Below are 15,074 nucleotides of genomic sequence, written 5' to 3' on the forward strand. Positions count from 1 at the left end.
CGGGCCTGCACAGGCTCGGCGCACACCTTGCTGCCCCTTACTCCTGACGATAAGGCAGCAGGCTCCGCGCCTCTTCAGCGTAGGCTCTGACCCCCTCCCCCTCCTGCTGCAGAAACTCCGCAACCGCCTCCCGCAAGCCTGGATGCAGCAGGTAATGCCACGAGCGAGTGATGACTGGCTCGAAGCCGCGAATCAGCTTGTGCTCGCCCTGCGCGCCAGCATCAAAACGTTGCAGCCCTTCAGCGATAGCGAAGTCCATGCCCTGGTAAAAACAGGTCTCGAAGTGCAGCCGGTCGAACTCATCCAGGCAGCCCCAGTAGCGCCCGAACAGGCTGTCGCCGCCGGCCAGGCTCAAGGCCATGGCCACATCGCGGCCGGCCTGACGCGCAATTACCACGCGGATGGCCTCGGGCATGCGCTCGGCCAGCAGGCTGAAGAACTCACGGGTCAGATACGGCGCCCGCCCGCGGATGGTGTAGGTGTTGGCGTAGCACAGGTAGACAAAGTCCCACTGCAGCTCACTAAGCTGATCACCGCGGTACCACTGGAAGTCGATACCGTGGCCAACCACCTGCTCACGCTCTTTGCGCATCTGCTTGCGTTTGCGTGAGCTGAGGGTGTCGAGAAAGTCCTGGAAATCCCGATAGCCGCGGTTGCGCCAGTGAAACTGACAACCGAGGCGCTCCAGCCATCCCGGCAAGCCGGCGATGGTCTGATCCAGCGCGGTGTCGGTGAAGTTGATGTGTGCGCCGGACAAGCCGCCCTTGTTCAGGTACTCAGGCAACGCCTGCAACAACAGCAAGCCGTCGGCTGCGTCCTGCATCAGCAAGCGTGGGCCACTGACCGGGCTGAACGGCACCGCGCCGAGCAGCTTGGGATAGTAGGCGATACCGGCCCGGGCACAGGCATCCGCCCAGCCGTGATCGAACACATACTCGCCAAACGAATGCCACTTGCGATACGCCGGCAACAGCGCGCGCACCTCGCCGTCGCGCTCCAGCACCAGGTGCTCGGCGGCCCAGCCGGTGGCCCGTACCACACTGCCGCTGTCTTCCATGGCACTGAGAAACGCATGCCGCAAAAACGGCTGGCCGGCGGGCACCAGTGCATCCCAGCTAGCGGCTGGCAGGTCGCGGATGTGGGCAAGGCTGTACAAGCTGATCACGATATAAGCGCTCGTCGAGGTGGCCGCCAGTATCCGGCAAGGATGGCGCCACTGACAAATCCAGGCGGACTGTTTAACCGCAGTGCCACTAAATAGACATTATTCTGTCATTGCCCCCCGCAATACTTGCGCCTGTTTTCGAAACCGCGGCGACCTGTCTATTCAGGCGCTTTGCGCAGAATTGCCAACTCGGGGGTGGGCGTCCAAGCCTCCCCATATTGCTCAACACGGGAGAACTTTATGCGTCTTGTTTCTACACTAACTGGAGTGAGCCTGACCGGTCTGATGCTGGCTCTGAGTACTCCAGCCAGTGCTGCAGTCGACGCCAAGCTGCTCGAGATGCTGCGCGCCAATGGTTCGATCAACCAGGCACAGTACAACGAGCTGCAGGCCGACCTGTCTCAGGAAACCAAGGAAAAAGCCACGCAGAAAGCCCAGGCCGAACGCATGAGCTCCTTCGAACAGAAAGTCGCCTGGGCGGCCAAGACCCAGATCAAAGGCGATGTGCGCCTGCGTTACGAAGACGTCAATGTCGACGACCCGAACGCCTCCAGCGGCAACCAGGACCGTCAGCGCGTGCGTGCTCGCGTCGGCTTCTACAGCGAGATCAACCCACAGGTCGATGCAGGCGTGCGTATTGCCACCGGTAGCAGCGCCGACCGCCGTTCGACCAACCAGAGCCTGGACAACTACTTCGACAAGAAGTCGCTGTGGGTCGACCTGGCTTACCTCGACTGGCACCCGACTGCCCTGCCCGGCCTGCATTTGATCGGCGGCAAGATGGCTCAGCCGTGGGTGAGCATGGGCGACATCATCTGGGACAGCGACATCAACCCGGAAGGCGTGGCGGCTACCTACAAGACCGACCTGGGCGGCGCCGAGGTGTTTGCCAGCGCCGGTCAGTACACTCTCAAGGACAACGTCGACGGCGACGGCGTGCAGTACAAGCATGACGCGCAGGTCTACCACGGCCAGCTGGGTGCACGCTTCGCTCCGGCAGACACGCTCAAGGTCACCGTTGGCGCCAGCATCTACGGTTACGACAATGACAAGGAAGCGACCATCCTGCGCTCGTTCGGCAACACCACCAACGAGTTCAACCTCGTTGAAGGCTTTGGCCAGATCGACCTGACCGGCCTGGCGCTGCCGCTCTCGGCCTATGGTCAGTACGTGAAGAACACCGACAGCACCGATGGCGAAGATCAGGCCTGGTTGGCGGGTCTGAAGACCAAGCTGGGCGCCTGGAGCCTGGATTACAACTACCGCGACGTGCAACGCAACGCTGTGGTCAGCCTGTTTACCGACTCTGACTTCGGCAACGGCTACACCGGTTCGCGTGGGCACAAGCTCAAGGTCGGTTACGAAATCGACAAGAACTTCTCGGTGGGCGCTGCTTACCTGATGGCCAAGACCGACCTGTCGCAACTGCCGAACAGCAATGCCGATGTCGACACACTGCAGGTGGATCTGGAAGCCAAGTTCTAACCGAGTAATCTGGGGCTGCTGCGCAGCCCTTCGCGGGCAAGCCCGCTCCCACAGGGATCTGCAGCGCCGCCGAAACCTGTGGGAGCGGGTTCACCCGCGAAGGGCTGCAAAGCAGCCTCGCTGTTAGATCACAGCTTGCGCAAGATCACGCTGCCAATCGAATACCCCGCCCCAAACGAACTCAGCACACCCAACGCGCCCTTGGGCAGATCATCCTGATACAAATGCAGGGCAATCACCGAGCCCGCCGAGCTGGTATTGGCATACCGATCAAGAATCACCGGCGCATCCTCTTCAGCCACCTCATGGCCGACCAGCTTCTTCACGATCAGATGGTTCATGCTCAGGTTGGCCTGATGCAGCCAGAACCTGCGCACGTCACTGGCCTGCAGATCGTTCTCGGCCAAATGCTGAGCAATCAGCTCGGCCACCATCGGGCACACTTCGCGGAACACCTTGCGGCCTTCCTGCACGAATAGCTTGTCGGCAGCACCTTCGCCGTCTTCGGCAGTGCGGTTGAGGAAGCCAAAGTTGTTGCGGATGTTGTTGGAGAACTGGGTCAGCAACTTGCTGCTGACAATCTCGAACTGGTGCGCCGAGGTCGCCAGGTCGGCACGCTCGATCAGCACTGCCGTGGCGCCGTCACCAAAGATGAAATGGCTGTCGCGATCACGGAAGTTCAGGTGCGCGGTGCACACCTCCGGGTTGACCATCAGCACCGCCCGCGCCTGCCCCAGCTGCACGCTGTTGGCGGCGGTCTGGATGCCGAAAGTCGCCGAGGAGCAGGCCACGTTCATGTCGAAGGCAAAGCCCTGGATGCCCAACGCAGCTTGCACTTCGATGGCGATGGCCGGGTATGGCCGCTGCAGGTTGGAGCAGGCGACGATCACGCCATCGACATCGGCCGCAGTGCGGCCAGCGCGTTGCAATGCCATCAGCGCCGCGCTCACGGCCATCTCGCAGAGGATCGACTGTTCTTCGTTGCTGCGCTCAGGCAGCAGCGGCTTCATCCGCTGCGGGTCGAGGATGCCGGCCTTGTCCATGACGAAGCGGCTCTTGATGCCCGAAGCCTTTTCGATAAAGGCCGCATTGGATTCGGCCTGAGCCTCGACCTCGCCACGCTCGATGGCGTCGGCGTTGTCGGCATTGAACTGCTGCACCCAGGTGTTGAACGACTCCACCAGTTCTTCATTGGAAATGCTCTGGGCCGGAGTAAACAGGCCGGTGCCGCTGATCACGACGTTATGCACGATCGTTCCTCTGGTCGAAGGCCATCACGCTGGGGCGTTGGCCGAAATAGGGTTTGGCTAATGGCACCTTGGTACCAAGTTGAACCTGTAATTGTCTGCCTTGAAACGGCCGAAGGCTGTGCCTTCGAACGTTGCGCCTGGCCACACCTGCATCGGCGCATTGCTGCCGATGCAGGCCTGGCCAGGTCTCGCTGAAACCTGCAGCGAGTTTGCCACAACTTCAGCAATTTAGCCTTCTACCTGGCTCCACTGCTTGCTCAGGCGCTTGTCCGAAACCGCAACCTTGGTCCCCAACTGCTGGGCGAACAACGACACCCGGTACTCTTCCAGCAACCAGCGATACAGCACCAGCTGCTCATCGCGCTTGCCTTCCTGAGCGTGCTTGTCGGCACGGGTTTTGTACTGCGCCCAGAGATTGGCCAGCTCGCCACTCCAGACCCGGTCCTTCTGCACCTGACTGCCCAGCTTTTCCAGGCGCAGCTCGATCGCCTTCAGGTAACGCGGCAGCTCTTTGAGCCACTGCGCAGGTGTCTCTCGAATAAACCCTGGATAGACCAGGTTGGCCAGCTGCTGCTTGATGTCGTTGAGCGAAACCGCCTGACTCAGGTCGATCTTGCCCTTGAAGCGCTTTTGCAGGCCATGCCACAGCTTGAGGATCTCCAGGCTCAGGCGCGCCAGCCGCTCGGCATGCTCCGCCCAGCTGCCGCGCTTGCGCTCGGCCAGCGACGCCAGTCCGGCGCCATCGCGCGGCAACTGCGCCTCGCCGTCGAGGATGCAGCTGTCGAGGCTGGCCAGGAGAATATCCTCGACCAGGGCCTCGACCCGGCCCATGTCGCGGTACAGCAAGCCCAGCTCGGTCAGCCCCGGCAGCTTGCTGCGGAGGAACTTGGCCGGCTCTGCCAACTGCTGCAGGAGCAACCGCTGCAACGCCCGGCGGTGCTGGAACTCGGCCTCAGCATGGGTCGAAAAACGCCCTTCGCGCACCGCGCCTTTGTCCTCGACCAGCGCCGGATACACCGTCATCGACAACCCGGCGATCTTCTGCTGGGCGGTCTCGGCTACCGGGGTAAAGGCCTTGGCCTGCACTGGCTGGTCGGATTTTTCGGTGCGCGGCATGGCCAACGCCGCCTGGCTGGCGGCAACAAAGCGTGCAGTCAGCTCGGCCAGATCACGGCCCTCGCCGAGGAACTTGCCCTCGCCGTCGACCACTTCGATGTTCATCCGCAGATGGCTCTCGACCAGCTCGACGGCTTCGGCCCAGGCTTCGTCCGAGACGCGCGCACCGGTCATGCGCAGCAACTCCTGGCCAAGGGCCTGAGGCAGGCTGCCCTGGCCAAAGGTCATGCGCGAAAGCGCCGCCTTGACGAAGTCCGGCACCGGCACGAAGTTCTTGCGCAGCGCCTTGGGCAGGCTGCGCACCAAAGCAATGCACTTGGCTTCGAGCAGGCCCGGCACCAGCCACTCCAGACGCTCGCCCGGCAGGCTCGGCAGCAGCGGCGCCGGCACCCGCACGGTGACGCCGTCGCGTGGATGATTGGGCTCGAAGTGATAGCTCAGCGACAGGCTCAGATCACCGATTTTCAAGGTGTCCGGATACTGCGCGGCAGTGACTTCGCTGGCCTCGCGGGCGAGCACGTCCTCTTCGCGCATGATCAGCAGGTTGGCGTCCTTCTGGCTGGTCATGCGGTACCAGGCATCGAAGGTCGCGGTCTGGTGAATCTCTGCCGGCAGGCGTGCTTCGTAGAAACCGTAGAGGGTTTCTTCGTCGGCCAGAATATCCCGGCGGCGGGCCTTGGCCTCGAGTTCGTCGAGCTGCTCGAGCAGGCGCTTGTTGGCCGTCAGGCATTTGGCCCGCGACTGAATTTCGCCGCCAACCAGCCCTTCGCGGATAAACAGCTCACGCGAAACCACCGGATCGATCGGGCCGTAATGCACCGGGCGGCGACCGACCAGGATCAGCCCATAGAGGGTGATCTGCTCGAAGGCGACCACCTGGCCACGCTTCTTCTCCCAGTGCGGCTCGAAGTGGTTCTTCTTGATCAGGTGGCCGGCCAACGGCTCAATCCAGTCCGGTTCGATCTTGGCGACCATGCGCGCATACAGCTTGGTGGTTTCGACCAGCTCGGCGGCCATCACCCACTGCGGGCGCTTACGACCGATGCCGGACGATGGATGAATCCAGAAGCGCCGCTGCCGCGCACCGAGGTAATCACCTTCTTCGGTCTTCTGCCCGATCTGGCTGAGCAGGCCGCTGAGGATAGCCTTGTGCATGCGCTGATAATCGACCGGCTCTTTGTTCACGGTCAGTTGCAGGTCACGGCAGATCAACGCCAGCTGGCGATGGGCATCACGCCACTCGCGCAGGCGCAGGTAGTTGAGGAAGTTCTTGCGGCACCAGTTGCGCAGCGGGTTGGCGGTCAGCGCCAGGCGCTGCTCTTCGAAACCGCGCCACAGATTGACCAGCCCGGCGAAGTCGGAGTCGACGTCCTTCCATTGCGCATGAGCCTGATCGGCCGCCTGCTGACGCTCCGGTGGACGCTCGCGCGGGTCCTGCACCGACAGCGCACTGGTGACGATCAGTACTTCCTGCAGGCTGCCCAGGCGCGCGCCTTCAAGCAACATGCGCCCCAGCCGTGGGTCGATCGGCAGGCGTGCCAATTGCCGCCCGAGCGGGGTCAGCTGGTTCTCGCGGTTGACCGCCGACAGCTCTTGCAAGAGGTTGAAACCGTCGCTGATGGCCTTGCCATCAGGTGGCTCGATGAACGGGAAGGCATCGATATCGCCCAGGCGCAGATGCAGCATCTGCAGGATCACCGCGGCGAGGTTGGTACGCAGGATCTCCGGGTCGGTAAACGCCGGCCGGCCATTGAAGTCATCTTCGCTGTACAAGCGAATGCAGATGCCCGGCTCGACCCGGCCACAGCGGCCCTTGCGCTGGTTGGCACTGGCCTGCGACACCGCCTCGATCGGCAGGCGCTGGACCTTTGCCCGGTAGCTGTAGCGGCTGATGCGCGCGGTACCGCTGTCGATCACGTAGCGGATGCCCGGCACGGTCAGCGAGGTCTCGGCGACGTTGGTCGCCAGCACCACGCGACGGCCCGGATGCGACTGGAAGATTTTCTGCTGCTCAGCCGGCGACAGCCGCGCATACAGCGGCAGGATTTCGGTGTGGCGCAATTGGGCCTTGCGCAGCATTTCGGCGGCGTCGCGGATCTCCCGCTCGCCCGGCAGAAACACCAGCACGTCGCCCGGCCCCTTGCCGGCACTGCGCTCGTGCGCAGCGATCTCGTCGAGGGTCGCCAGAATCGCCTGATCGACGCTGAGGTCTTCTTCGACCTGGTTGCCTTCCTCGTCATGCTCGCTGGTCAGCGGCCGGTACCAGGTGTCGACCGGATAGGTACGGCCAGACACCTCGATGATCGGCGCATCGTCGAAATGCTTGGAGAAGCGCTCCAGGTCGATGGTCGCTGAGGTGATGATCAGCTTCAGCTCGGGCCGACGGTGCAGCAAGGTCTTCAGGTAGCCGAGCAGGAAGTCGATGTTCAGGCTGCGTTCGTGGGCTTCGTCGACGATGATCGTGTCGTAGCGCTCAAGAAAGCGGTCATGCTGGGTTTCAGCCAGCAAGATGCCGTCGGTCATCAGCTTGACCAAGGTGTTGGCATCGCTCTGATCTTCAAAGCGCACCTGATAGCCGACCAATGCTCCCAGCGGCGTGCCGAGCTCTTCGGCAACCCGCGCGGCCACGCTGCGTGCAGCGATCCGCCGCGGCTGAGTGTGGGCGATCTGGCCGTGGCTGCCGCGACCCAGTTCCAGGCAGATTTTCGGCAGCTGGGTGGTTTTGCCAGAGCCGGTTTCGCCGGCGATGATCAGCACCTGGTGTTCGCTCAGGGCTTTTTTGATCTCGTCACGCTTGGCCGCAATCGGCAGGCTGTCGTCGTAGCGGATACTCGGCACACTCGCCTGGCGCGCGCTGACTTTGTCGAACGAGGCTTGCACCTTGTCTGCCCACAAGGCCAGCTTGGCCTCGTCCGGGCGCTTGCGCAGCTCGTGCAGTTGCCGGCGCAGACGATGACGGTCGGCGATCATGGCGTGGTCGAGATTGTTCAGCAGCTGGTCGATGGCGTTATCAGTCATGGGGCTTTTTAATGATGCAGGTGAGCCTGCTGGTACATGATTGGCATTCGAAGAGGGGCGATTGTCGCAGATTTGCCGAATCTTTGCTTTCAGCGCCGGGCGCGGGTCGCGTGAACCTCAGCGAGCATGGCTGGCGCGAATGTTTAGCGAGCAGCTAACTTAAGGTAGCCATTCGCTGATTTAATCAACCTTACTGCCCATGGGAGTATCGACCCATGAGCGTCCCCACCCGCACCGCACGCCCGCCGTCCCACCCTTCGCTGCCGAAGGCCCGGGCCTGTGTCGGCGAAAATCCGCTGGTGCACATCATCCTTGCCTTCTGGGCCCTGTGGCACTGCCGCCACGCTCGCCCGCCCGATCTTTCGCCCGCGTTGCACTGACCAGACCCGGCGTCTCTGCGCCGGTTTACCCAGTCCGGCCTGGCGCCCATTGCGCGCAGGTCCGTGCGCCTCAGCAATGAGCCGCGAGCGAATCCACCATGCACTTTGCTCCCCTTGAGCAGGCCGAACAGTTTCTGGCCAATAACCCTGATATCGACCTGATCGAGCTGTTCATCCTCGATGCCAACGGTGTGCCCCGCGGCAAGCTGCTGCACCGTGACGAACTGCTGGCGGTTTACCAAAGCGGCAGGCCGCTGCCGAGCACCATTCTTGGCTTGACCATCAATGGCGACGACGTGGAAAACTCCGGCCTGGTGTGGGACGTCGGCGATATCGACTGCCGCGCTTATCCCCTGCAGGGCAGTCTGGTGCGCCTGCCGTGGCGGCGGGTGCCAACCGCGGCGGTGCAAGTCAGCATGCACCCGCGTGAAGGCCTGCCAGCCAGTGTTGCCGACCCCCGTCACGTCCTGCTGCGCACCATCGAAGCGCTCAAGGCCGACGGCTACCACCCGGTGATGGCCTGCGAACTGGAGTTCTACCTGCTCGACCAGCAGCGCGATGCCCACGGCCGGCCGCAGCCCGCGCGGGACAATGACGGCGGCCGCCCGCGTGCCACCCAAGTGTATGGCCTGCGCGAACTGGAGCAGATCGAGCCGTTTCTGGCTGACCTGTACGCCGCCTGCAAAGCCCAGGGTATCCCTGCGCGCACGGCGATTTCCGAGTACGCCGCAGGCCAGGTCGAGATCACTCTGGAACACGGCGACGCCCTGGCGGCGATGGATCAGGCCGTGCGCTACAAGCGCCTGGTCAAGGGCATTGCCCATGCCCACGGGATGCAGGCGTGCTTCATGGCCAAGCCGTTCGCCGAACTGGCCGGCACCGGCATGCACATGCACCTGAGCCTGGCCGACGCCGAGGGTCGCAACCTGTTTGCCAGTGAAGATCCGGCCGGCACGCCGCTGCTGCGCCAGGCAGTCGCCGGCATGCTCCGCCATCTGCATGAATCCCTGTTGCTGTTCTGCCCCAACGCCAACTCGTTCCGCCGCTTCCAGGCCAACAGCTACGCGCCGCTGGCGCCGACCTGGGGCGTCGACAACCGCACCGTGAGCCTGCGCGTGCCGGGTGGCCCGGCCAACAGCCGGCACATCGAACACCGCATCTGCGGCGCCGACGCCAACCCGTACCTGGCGGCTGCGGCGATTCTCGCCGCCACCCATCAGGGCCTGCGCGAACAGCTCGACCCCGGCGCGCCGGTGACAGGCAACGGTTATGCCCAGGCCACCGAACACCTGCCCACCGACTGGCTGACCGTGCTCGATGCACTGGAGCATTCGGCCTGGGCCAAAGAGGCTCTCGGCGAGGATTTTCTCGGGGTGTACCTCAAGGTCAAGCGCGCCGAGTACCGCCAGTTCATGGCCGAAGTCGGCGAGCAGGACTGGCGCTGGTACCTGCATCAGGCCTGAGCCCTACCCTTTTCATCTCAAGGAATTCGCATGAACGCAGCACTGAACAAGGGTTCGGCCCAGCGCGCGCCGTCCTACTACAGCGCCACTGTCAACGACCATAGCCAGTACCCAACCCTGCAGGGTACGCACCAGGTCGATGTGGCGATCATCGGCGGCGGTTTCACCGGCGTAGCCACGGCGGTCGAGCTGGCCGAACGTGGGCTCAAGGTGGCCATTGTCGAAACCAATCGCATCGGCTGGGGCGCCAGCGGGCGCAACGGCGGCCAGGTGACGGGCAGCCTGTCCGGCGACGAGGCGATGCGCCAGCAGATGAGCGCGCGCCTCGGCAGCGAGGTCGATGACTTCATCTGGCAACTGCGCTGGCGCGGCCACGAGATCATCGAGCAACGGGTGCAACGCTACGGCATCGAGTGCGACCTCAAGCGCGGCCACCTGCACACCGCGATGAAGCCATCGCACATGGCCGAGCTGCAGAGCTTTCACGCTGAGGCCCAACGCCGTGGCATGGGTGATCAGCTCGAGTTGCTCGATCGCAACGGGGTTGCCCGCCACCTGCAGAGCCCGCTGTACCTGGGCGGCCTGAAGAACATGCGCAACCTGCACCTGCACCCGCTCAACCTGTGTCTGGGCGAAGCGCGCGCGGCACACGCGATGGGCGCCTTGATTTTCGAGAATTCCGAGGTACTCGACATCGTTCACGGCCCTCGCCCGGCGGTAGTCACCGCCCAGGGCCGGATCGAGGCGCGTCAAGTGATGCTCGCCGGCGATGTCTATCACAAGCTGGAAAAGCGCCAGCTAAAGGGCAAGATCTTCCCGGCGATGGGCGGCATCGTCACCACCGCGCCACTGGGCGAACTGGCCGAGCAGATCAACCCGGAGGATCTGGCGGTGTACGACTGCCGCTTCGTCCTCGACTACTACCGCCTGACCGCCGACAAGCGCTTGCTGTTCGGCGGTGGCGCCAACTACTCCGGCAAGGATTCACGAGATATCGCCGGCGAGCTGCGGCCGTGCATCGAGCGCACCTTCCCCGCTCTCAAAGGCGTGCCGATCGAGTTCCAGTGGAGCTGCGCGATGGGCATCGTGGTCAACCGCATTCCGCAGTTGGGCAAGCTCTCGGAGAACGTCTGGTACTGCCAGGGTTATTCCGGGCACGGCGTTGCCACCAGCCACATCATGGGTGAAATCATGGCTGAGGCGGTGACCGGAACGTTGGAGAAGTTCGATACCTTTGCCGGCTGCAAGCACGTCAAGGTGCCAATGGGCGACCTGCTCGGCAATCCGCTGCTGGCGGCGGGGATGTGGTACTACCAGATGCTGGAAAAACTGCGCTGACAGCTGCAGTGGCAACTGCGCGGGCATGGGCTGCCGCGCAGTCGCCGCCTGCTCAGGCAGTCTTTTTCAGGCCTTGCTTCTTCAGCTCTTCGTCACGCAGCTCGCGGCGCAGGATCTTGCCGACGTTGGTGGTTGGCAAGGCATCGCGGAACTCGATATAACGCGGCACCTTGTAGCCGGTGACGTTGGCGCGCATATGCTCCATGACCTGCTCCTTGGTCAGGGTCATGCCCGGCTTGACCACGAGGAACACCTTGATCAGCTCGCCCGACTTCTCGTCCGGCACACCGATCGCAGCGCACTGCAGCACACCCGGCAAGCCGGCGAGCACGTCTTCGAGTTCATTAGGGTAGACGTTGAAGCCGGACACCAGAATCATGTCCTTCTTGCGGTCGACGATACGCATGTAGCCATCGGTCTGGATCAAGGCGATGTCGCCGGTCTTCAACCAGCCATCGGCATCGAGAATCTCGGCGGTAGCATCTTCGCGCAGCCAGTAGCCTTTCATCACCTGCGGGCCTTTGACGCACAGCTCGCCGACCTCGCCCAGGGCAAGCTCCTGGCCGCTGTCATCGATGATCTTGCACAGCGTCGACGGCACCGGGATGCCGATGGTGCCGACCTTGTTGGCCTCAGCCGGATTGACCGCAGCAACCGGGCTGGTCTCGGTCATGCCGTAGCCTTCGCAGATGGCGCAGCCGGTTACGGCTTTCCAGCGCTCGGCAACGCTCAACTGCAAGGCCATGCCACCGGACAGGGTGATCTTCAGTGCCGAGAAGTCCAGAGCGCGGAAGCCTTCGTTGTTGCACAGGGCAACGAACAGCGTGTTGAGGCCGACAAAGCCGCTGAACTTCCACTTGCCGAGTTCCTTGACCATCGCTGGCAGGTCGCGCGGGTTGCTGATCAGCACGTTGTGGTTGCCGATCAGCATCATTGCCATGCAATGGAAGGTAAAGGCATAGATGTGGTACAGCGGCAGCGGCGTGATCAGGATCTCGCAGCCTTCATGCAGGTTGGCGCCCATCAACGCACGGCACTGGAGCATGTTGGCGACCAGGTTGCGGTGGGTGAGCATGGCCCCCTTGGCCACCCCGGTGGTGCCGCCGGTGTACTGCAGCACGGCAACATCATCGGCCTGCGGGTTGGCTTCGTTTACCGGCTGGCCGGCCCCCTTGGCCAAGGCATCGTTGAAACGTACGGCCTTGGGCAGGTGATAGGCCGGAACCATCTTCTTCACGTATTTGATGACGCTGTTGATCAGCAGCCGTTTCAGCGGCGGCAGCAGGTCAGCCACTTCGGTAACGATGACGTGTTTGACCTGGGTCTTGGGCACCACCTTTTCAGCCAGGTGGGCCATGTTGGCCAGGCACACCAGCGCCTTGGCGCCAGAGTCGTTGAACTGGTGTTCCATTTCCCGCGTGGTGTACAGCGGGTTGGTGTTGACCACGATCAGGCCAGCGCGCATGGCGCCGAATACCGCCACCGGGTACTGCAGCACGTTCGGCAGCTGCACGGCGATGCGGTCGCCCGGCTTGAGGTCAGTGTGCTGCTGCAGCCACGCGGCAAACGCGCCGGACAGCCTGTACAGCTCGCCATAGGTCAGGGTCTTGCCCAGGTTGCTGAAGGCCGGCTTGTCGGCAAAACGCTGGCAGGATTGCTTGAGCACCGCCTGGATATTGGGGAATTCATCAGGATTGATTTGCGCCGCTACCCCGGCTGGGTACTTATCCTTCCAAAAATTTTCGATCATGGAAGCCAACTCCTTGAGCAACAGCGAATTCTTTATACGCGTTTATGCGTTTATTATTGATAGAAGGCGCCGGTTCATTGCAAACCGTATCCTCTGAAAGCGGGCCGAGAGTATCAGCTTTGCCAAGGGTCGCCTAGAGGCCAAAACAGGCCAAACGGTCACAAATATGACTCAATGAATTATATAAGTCATATTTAGAGTAATTAGCCAAAATGTCGCAAACCGGTTGCTGCGGGCTGATCTACTGGCTATGCATATAAAGAGAGGCAAGCGCGTCGCCGCTGCTTGCCTCTGCAGTGCCTAGACCAGACGGGTCAGGCGATGTCGCGCAGCTCGCGCCGCAGGATCTTGCCGACCGGCGTCATTGGCAGCGAATCGCGCAGGACGATGTGCTTGGGCACTTTGTAACCGGTGAAGTTGGCCTTGCAGTAGGCCTTCAGCTCTTCAACGCTGACGCCCCCTTCCCGGGCCACCACAAACAGCTTCACCGCCTCGCCGGAACGCTCGTCCGGTACCCCGATTGCAGCGCAGTTGGCGACCTGCGGGTGGGCCATGACCACATCCTCGATCTCGTTCGGGTACACGTTGAAGCCCGAGACGATGATCATGTCTTTCTTGCGGTCGACAATCCGCGTGTAGCCATCGGGATCGATGACGGCGATGTCACCCGTCTTGAACCAGCCTTCACTGTCGAGCGCCTGCGCCGTTGCCTCGGGCTGCTGCCAGTAGCCTTTCATCACTTGCGGGCCCTGGATACACAGCTCGCCGCGCTCGCCCAAGGGCAATTCGTTGCCATCGTCATCGATGACCTTGAACGCCGTGGCCACTACCGGGATGCCTACTGTGCCCAGCCGCGCCAGCTGCCCATAAGGGTTGGTACTGGCCACAGGCGAGGTTTCGGTCAGGCCGTAGCCTTCGACGATGCGGCACTTGGTCAGGCTCTCCCAACGCTCCGCGGTGGCCTTGACCAAAGCGGTACCACCGGAGTTGGTGACCTTCAACGCCGAGAAATCCAGCGACTTGAAACCGGGGTGCTCCATCAGCGCGACGAACAGCGTATTCAGGCCAATCAAGCCCGAGAAACGCCACTTGCCCAGCTCCTTGATAAAGCCTGGGATATCACGTGGGTTGGTAATCAGCACGTTGTGGTTGCCGGTGACCATCATGCACATGCAGTTCGCCGTAAAAGCATAGATGTGGTACAGCGGCAGCGGCGCGATCATCACCTCCTGGCCGTCCTTGATCATCTTCTGGCCGTCGGCGCCGTGCTGGGAGAAGCACGCCAGTACCTGCAGCATGTTGGCGACCAGATTGGCATGGGTCAGCATGGCGCCCTTGGCCAAGCCGGTGGTGCCGCCGGTGTACTGCAGCACGGCGACATCATCGAGGCTGCGCGGCACCGGTGTGTGGCTTAACGCCCTGCCCTCGCGCAGCACCTGCTTGAACGACTTTGCCTGCGGCAGATCGAAGGCCGGGACCATCTTCTTGACCTTGTCGACCAGGGTATTGACCAGCCAGCCTTTGGCGGTAGGCAGCAGATCCCCCATCTTCGCTTCGATCAGGTATTCAAGGCCGGTATCGGGCAGCACCTCCTGCACCCTTCTGCCAAACATGTTCAGGTACACCAGCGCACGCGCGCCCGAATCCTTGAACTGGTGGCGCATTTCCCGTTCGGTGTACAGCGGGTTGGTGTTGACCACGATCAGCCCGGCCCGCAGCGCACCGAACACCGCAATCGGGTACTGCAGCACGTTGGGCATCTGCACGGCAATACGATCGCCGGGTGCCAGGTCGGTATTGGCCTGCAGCCATGCGGCGAAGGCCGCCGAGTGGCGTTCGAGCTCGCCATAACTCAAGGTCACGCCGAGGTTGCTGAAGGCCGGGCGGTCGGCGAAGCGCTTGCAGGAGCGCTCGAACACATCGACCACGCTGCGGTAGGCATTGATATCGATGGAGGAAGGCACGCCCGCCGGGCGTTTGTCATTCCAGAAGTCGGCATGCATTTATTATTGTTCCTCTTGGCCTGGAGCGTCCTTGACCTGCTGCACGGGGCGACAGGCGTTGAGCCGACGTTAGCAGGTAAGTGGAAGGTGGCAAACACGCCAAGGG

Annotated in this window: 8 protein-coding genes; 3 read left to right on the forward strand and 5 right to left on the reverse strand. The window is 62.6% G+C overall.

Going from position 1 to position 15,074, the window contains the following annotated elements; all coding sequences use genetic code 11:
* Nucleotides 1-37 precede the first annotated feature (37 nt).
* Entirely contained in the window at nucleotides 38-1,165 is a 1,128-nt protein-coding gene (locus FW789_RS07525) for a GNAT family N-acetyltransferase (RefSeq protein WP_207072592.1), read from the reverse strand.
* 240 nt (nucleotides 1,166-1,405) lie between these two features.
* Here FW789_RS07525 and FW789_RS07530 point away from each other — a divergent pair, with 240 nt between their 5' ends.
* A complete protein-coding gene (locus FW789_RS07530; protein WP_446431252.1) occupies nucleotides 1,406-2,650 on the forward strand; it encodes a putative porin in 1,245 nt (414 codons plus the stop codon).
* 128 nt (nucleotides 2,651-2,778) lie between these two features.
* Here FW789_RS07530 and FW789_RS07535 read toward each other — a convergent pair whose 3' ends face one another.
* Both FW789_RS07535 and hrpA read right to left on the reverse strand, forming a co-directional pair.
* Entirely contained in the window at nucleotides 2,779-3,900 is a 1,122-nt protein-coding gene (locus tag FW789_RS07535) for a beta-ketoacyl-ACP synthase III (protein WP_101317571.1), read from the reverse strand.
* Nucleotides 3,901-4,128: 228 nt separating this feature from the next.
* A complete protein-coding gene (gene hrpA, locus FW789_RS07540; protein ID WP_186697831.1) occupies nucleotides 4,129-8,034 on the reverse strand; it encodes an ATP-dependent RNA helicase HrpA in 3,906 nt (1,301 codons plus the stop codon).
* 478 nt (nucleotides 8,035-8,512) lie between these two features.
* Here hrpA and FW789_RS07545 point away from each other — a divergent pair, with 478 nt between their 5' ends.
* On the forward strand, nucleotides 8,513-9,877 hold the full coding sequence (locus tag FW789_RS07545; protein WP_340611300.1) for a glutamine synthetase family protein: 1,365 nt from the start codon (nucleotides 8,513-8,515) through the stop codon (nucleotides 9,875-9,877).
* A 30-nt stretch (nucleotides 9,878-9,907) separates the two neighbouring features.
* On the forward strand, nucleotides 9,908-11,215 hold the full coding sequence (locus tag FW789_RS07550) for an NAD(P)/FAD-dependent oxidoreductase (RefSeq protein ID WP_411562035.1): 1,308 nt from the start codon (nucleotides 9,908-9,910) through the stop codon (nucleotides 11,213-11,215).
* A 52-nt stretch (nucleotides 11,216-11,267) separates the two neighbouring features.
* On the opposite strand, the gene fadD1 is transcribed toward FW789_RS07550, so the two are convergent.
* Together fadD1 and fadD2 are read right to left on the reverse strand one after the other, a co-directional pair.
* Nucleotides 11,268-12,965 carry a long-chain-fatty-acid--CoA ligase FadD1 gene (gene fadD1 / locus FW789_RS07555; RefSeq protein ID WP_446431253.1) on the reverse strand — a complete coding sequence of 566 codons (1,698 nt, stop codon included), beginning with the start codon at nucleotides 12,963-12,965 and terminating at the stop codon, nucleotides 11,268-11,270.
* 314 nt (nucleotides 12,966-13,279) lie between these two features.
* Nucleotides 13,280-14,968: a long-chain-fatty-acid--CoA ligase FadD2 gene (gene fadD2 / locus FW789_RS07560; RefSeq protein WP_186697826.1), complete on the reverse strand. Its 1,689-nt coding sequence runs from the start codon at nucleotides 14,966-14,968 to the stop codon at nucleotides 13,280-13,282.
* Nucleotides 14,969-15,074: the final 106 nt, after the last annotated feature.

This window comes from Pseudomonas sp. 1121_17 (assembly GCF_052850745.1).

What these genes read in the sequence shown, in the direction of transcription:
- fadD1 (WP_446431253.1), bottom strand. Translation starts at nt 12,965, where the DNA reads ATGATCGAAAATTTTTGGAAGGATAAGTACCCAGCCGGGGTAGCGGCG.
- FW789_RS07550 (WP_411562035.1), top strand. Translation starts at nt 9,908, where the DNA reads ATGAACGCAGCACTGAACAAGGGTTCGGCCCAGCGCGCGCCGTCCTAC.
- FW789_RS07545 (WP_340611300.1), top strand. Translation starts at nt 8,513, where the DNA reads ATGCACTTTGCTCCCCTTGAGCAGGCCGAACAGTTTCTGGCCAATAAC.
- hrpA (WP_186697831.1), bottom strand. Translation starts at nt 8,034, where the DNA reads ATGACTGATAACGCCATCGACCAGCTGCTGAACAATCTCGACCACGCC.
- FW789_RS07530 (WP_446431252.1), top strand. Translation starts at nt 1,406, where the DNA reads ATGCGTCTTGTTTCTACACTAACTGGAGTGAGCCTGACCGGTCTGATG.
- fadD2 (WP_186697826.1), bottom strand. Translation starts at nt 14,968, where the DNA reads ATGCATGCCGACTTCTGGAATGACAAACGCCCGGCGGGCGTGCCTTCC.